The organism is Mesorhizobium metallidurans STM 2683, assembly GCF_000350085.1.
Lineage (GTDB): Bacteria > Pseudomonadota > Alphaproteobacteria > Rhizobiales > Rhizobiaceae > Mesorhizobium > Mesorhizobium metallidurans.
On the sequence record NZ_CAUM01000070.1, the window covers coordinates 1 to 4,213 of the forward strand.

Sequence of the window (4,213 nt, forward strand, 5' to 3'; positions counted from 1 at the left end):
CCGATCGGTGCGCTTAATTTGGCTAGTGGACGCAATGGGCCGGAGGATGGGCGGGACCCGCCACCGCTATCCTCTGACGAAAATCCTGACGCGAGGCCGTTTGGCGATGGCAAGCGCGAGGCATCGCTGATATTGGTGGGCGTTCACGCATAACGCAGGCGCCCGCAGATGACATCCGGTTCAGAAAAGGCCGAGGCCGTCGAGCAACTGTTCGAGACGCCTGATCTCGCAAGCGCGATCGAGAGCGAGCAGTTCAAGAAATTCCTCGACCAGGTGCCAATCGCCATTGCCGTCTCTGACTTGGGCGCGAAGGAGCGTGTCGTCTATGCCAATCCCGAATTCGAGAAACTGTCTGGCGTGAAGGCGGCCACGCTTGCCCGAGAAAACTGGACCGCCCTTTCCGGTACAGGCCTCCATCAAAAGAAAGATCGCCCGTTGGTCGGCGCCTTGGTCGAAGATACCGATTTCGTGGGCACCTTTCGCTTGGAACGAAGCGAGGATAAGCCGACGATTGTCGACGTCTATTCCAATGTCATCGAGGATGACAACGGCAAGATCTGCTTCAGGCTGGTGGCGCTGGTCGACGTCTCGGCCCATGGCGAGGCAGAGGATCCGCGCTCTGTTGAAGAGCGTATCAGAGAGAAGGACACGCTGTTGCACGAGCTGCAGCACCGTGTGAAAAACAACTTGCAAATGATCACTGCATTGATTCGTATGGAAACCCGGAACGCGGCCGAGCCGGACCAGAAGCGTTTCGAAAGGCTTGCAGGTCGCGTTGACGCGCTCGCCATCCTCTACAAAACGCTTTCGGCAGACGGGCAGAACGATGAGGTCGATCTCGGGGTCTATCTCAGCCTGATCGCGTCAGCGGTCATGAATTCTCATGCTGTCGAGGGCATCCGCCTCGACATGATGGTCGATACCTACCCAGTTTCGATCAATGTCGCCATGCCGATCGGGCTGGTCGTGAACGAACTGCTGACCAATGCGCTCAAACATGCATTCCGCGGTCGTGACGGTGGCACGATTACGCTGCATAGCATGGTCGACGACGTTGGCTGCCGGATCGTCGTCGCGGATGATGGTATCGGCCTGCCGGAAGGCGAGATGTGGCCAAAGCGCGGCAAGCTTGGCGCACTGATCGCGCGCTCCCTGACTGAGAACGCAAACGCGGAGTTTCACGTCAACTCGAGCGCGAAGGGGACGAAGGTGACCATCGCTTTCAAACGGTCGGCCGCCACGGATTGAATCGCTAGGTAGTACTGCTGGGAACGAGCACCAGTTGCGGCTAAAACTGATCCCAACCGTATGCCGCGATCGGGAGGCGAGCGCAAGCTGACCGGCAAGCAGGAAGCCTCGCTGGTGGCGACCGCCTGCGCGAAACCGCCTGCAGGCCGCGCCCGCTGGACGCTGGGGTTGCTGGCCGACGCCGTTGTCAAGCTCACTGATCACGACAGCTTGTCACACGAGACGGAGCGCCGCCGGCTGGCCGAGAACGGCCTCAAGCCCTGGCGCCGTGACATGTGGTGCATTCCCGAGGTTGTGAATTTGCGCTGAACCGTGACCCCATGTCGATCAAGATTAATAGGCTGATTTCTTTGCGAAAATGAGTGTTGGCCAGCCAGAAGGCGCCTATGATGACCCTTCCAGAATCCCGAAAAGACCAGCCGGATTAGACACTTGAGCGTTTCCGTGTTTGGGGTCACGGTTCGGCGCAATTTCACACCGAAGTGCCACAGTTCGGGATCGGGCTTGTGCTTGGCCTCGTTCCAGGCAGTCGAGGCCGGCACCGGCACGTCAAGCATCGTCAGCGTCGCCACATCACCTGGCTACTGGGCAGCATTGCATATGCGATCATCACACCGATATCGCGTCCGACCAAGTTGACTTTCACAGCGCTGAGCTGCTGCACTAGCGCCCGAAATCTGCCGCCATGGTCGCCTTGTCATAACCACCCTGCGGCTTCTCCGAATCTCCGGCGCCCCGATAGTCGACGGCAGCGACTCGATATCCGCGCGGGCGAGCGGCGGCATGATCCGACGCCAAGTATACCATGTCTGAGGCCAGCCGTGCAGCAGGACCACAAGCGGTCCCTTCTCAGGCCCTCCGATGACATAGTGGAGCTGGAAATAATAATGGACGCGGATGGCGGCCCCGAGCTTGTCCGCGTCGGCGGCAGCGAGGAGATGTAGAAGCGCCGCTCGCGCTCCTCGCCCTTGGCGGTTTCGCGCCGCGCCACGACCATGACGACGCAGCGCAGGTCGTTTCAGTCGGGATGGCGCTCCCTGAGCCAGGCGATGTCCTCGACGGCGTGTACACCTCGCGTGTCTCGATGCGGCCCGTGATCGCCATCAACGCTCGACGCTTTCGCGACGGCGACATCGGCGAAGCCGCGCGCCGTTTGCTCCGTGAACATAAGCTCCACGTCGTCGCGCAGGCTCCCCTGGTTGCCCTTGAGCCCCACGACGTAGTCGGCGCCCTTGTCGACGATCTTCTCGGCGATCCTGGTCTGGCAGCCCATCGCGTCGATGGTGCCGATCGCGCCTTTGATCGCCAACAGCTCCGGCAGCTCGGGGATCGCGGTGATCTCGTTGGACTTCTCGTCCACCGCGCGGGCGTTTTTGGCGTATGCGCTTCAATTGCCCAGCGAACCATATTCTTTCAGAAGCGTTTTCGTCTGCGCCTTACGGCGGCGCAGAAAGGCCCTGGTTTCGATGAAAACGTCTGCTCAGCCATCCAATGCACCACCGCCACGAAAAGGTATGCCCAATCCAAAGCTGGCGAAGGACGAATTTACGCGACGGTATCTGAATCAATTTGAAGACCCAGCATATCGCGAATTTAACACGGAACTGGCCAAGATTGCCGAGGTTGCCTGGCAGGCTTACGCAAACTCGCGGAAAAGTCCGATCACGCAGAAAGCCGGGCCGGAATATGCAGACCCTGATTACGACGTTTCGGTCGATTGGATTGCCGCGCGCGATGCCATCAGAGTAGCGCAGTCAAACCATGATAACCCAGCAGGGCCGTTAAGGATCATGCTTATCAATGCTTCTTCGCGCAGCGAGCATACCTGCCCGGGAGAAATGTCGAAGAGCTATCGATTGGTAGAGCTGGCGCGCGAAGCTATTCTTAGCCAAGGCGACTTCGAAATTGAGATTCTCGATCTCTCGCGCCTTGCGTCGGAATACGGTCGTAACATCCATCCCTGCAAGGCTTGCTTCTCAACCGCGGCCCCACTCTGTCATTGGCCATGTTCTTGTTATCCCAATCACTCGCTAGGGCAGACTCAGGACTGGATGGCTGAAATCTATCCGATGTGGGTTGCTGCACACGGAATAATGATCGTGACCCCGGTCAACTGGTACCAAGTGACTTCTCCGCTCAAGCTGATGATGGACCGTTTGGTTTGCGCCGATGGTGGAAATCCGGATCCGACGAGAACCCATGGGAAACAGGCGGACGAGGCCAAGGCGATCGAAATGGAGGGATGGGATTACCCGCGGTACCTTGAAGGTCGATTGTTCTCAGTCGTGGTGCATGGTGATGTCGAAGGGGTGGAGAATGTGCGACGGTCAATATCAGACTGGCTACGATTCATGAAACTTGCGCCGGCTGGTCCGCTGGCTGAAGTTGACCGCTATATCGGCTACTGGAAACCGTATGCGACCAACCACCTGGAACTCGACGCAGACGAGGACATCCAGGAGGAGGTCCGCAATGCTGCAAGAGCACTGGCGCAGGCCGTCATTGCCAAGCACGATGGCAAATTCCTCATCGCTGGAAGCACGCTTGAAGAACCGCGAGAAAAGTAGCCACAGCTGGGCGCGGCACTGATGTTTCGTTGCGGCTTGGAAAATTCGCAAACCTGACGAGTGACAGCACGCATCAAAAGACTGCCCTCTTAGCGGCCGCGAGACAATTGCGATCGTTGGCTGCGACCCGCCAGGCGACATCGGCAACAAAAAGCTCCCCCTTGGGAAGCGGCTCTTCAGGCCTTCGGGGCCGTTTGCATTAGCACAGTGAACTTTGCAGGGCGGCCGACGAGGACCGACGGATAGCGTTTTCGCAGGCAACCCCATCTTCGAGTGCCATACTCGCAGAGGCTCAAGTATTGGCGTACCACTTGGGGGCGAGCGCATTTGTGCGCAATGGCTGCATCGATCGGACGGGTTTTGTTCGCGATTTCAGACACAAACAGAGCTGGCTCCGC

General features: G+C 58.7%; 3 protein-coding genes and 1 pseudogene. 3 read left to right on the forward strand and 1 reads right to left on the reverse strand.

Annotated elements, in window-relative coordinates:
* Positions 1–168 precede the first annotated feature (168 nt).
* Positions 169–1,248: a sensor histidine kinase gene (locus tag MESS2_RS12320; protein WP_008874570.1), complete on the forward strand. Its 1,080-nt coding sequence runs from the start codon at positions 169–171 to the stop codon at positions 1,246–1,248.
* Between the two features lie 63 nt (positions 1,249–1,311).
* Positions 1,312–1,542 (forward strand): annotated as a pseudogene (locus MESS2_RS12325) (helix-turn-helix domain-containing protein); the annotation flags it as partial.
* 724 nt (positions 1,543–2,266) lie between these two features.
* Here MESS2_RS12325 and MESS2_RS12330 read toward each other — a convergent pair.
* Complete coding sequence (locus MESS2_RS12330; RefSeq protein WP_008874572.1) at positions 2,267–2,608, reverse strand: ISAs1 family transposase; 342 nt, start codon at positions 2,606–2,608, stop codon at positions 2,267–2,269.
* 154 nt (positions 2,609–2,762) lie between these two features.
* Here MESS2_RS12330 and MESS2_RS12335 point away from each other — a divergent pair, with 154 nt between their 5' ends.
* On the forward strand, positions 2,763–3,815 hold the full coding sequence (locus MESS2_RS12335) for a flavodoxin family protein (protein WP_008874573.1): 1,053 nt from the start codon (positions 2,763–2,765) through the stop codon (positions 3,813–3,815).
* Positions 3,816–4,213 lie beyond the last annotated feature (398 nt).

What these genes read in the sequence shown, in the direction of transcription:
- MESS2_RS12320 (WP_008874570.1), top strand. Translation starts at nt 169, where the DNA reads ATGACATCCGGTTCAGAAAAGGCCGAGGCCGTCGAGCAACTGTTCGAG.
- MESS2_RS12335 (WP_008874573.1), top strand. Translation starts at nt 2,763, where the DNA reads ATGCCCAATCCAAAGCTGGCGAAGGACGAATTTACGCGACGGTATCTG.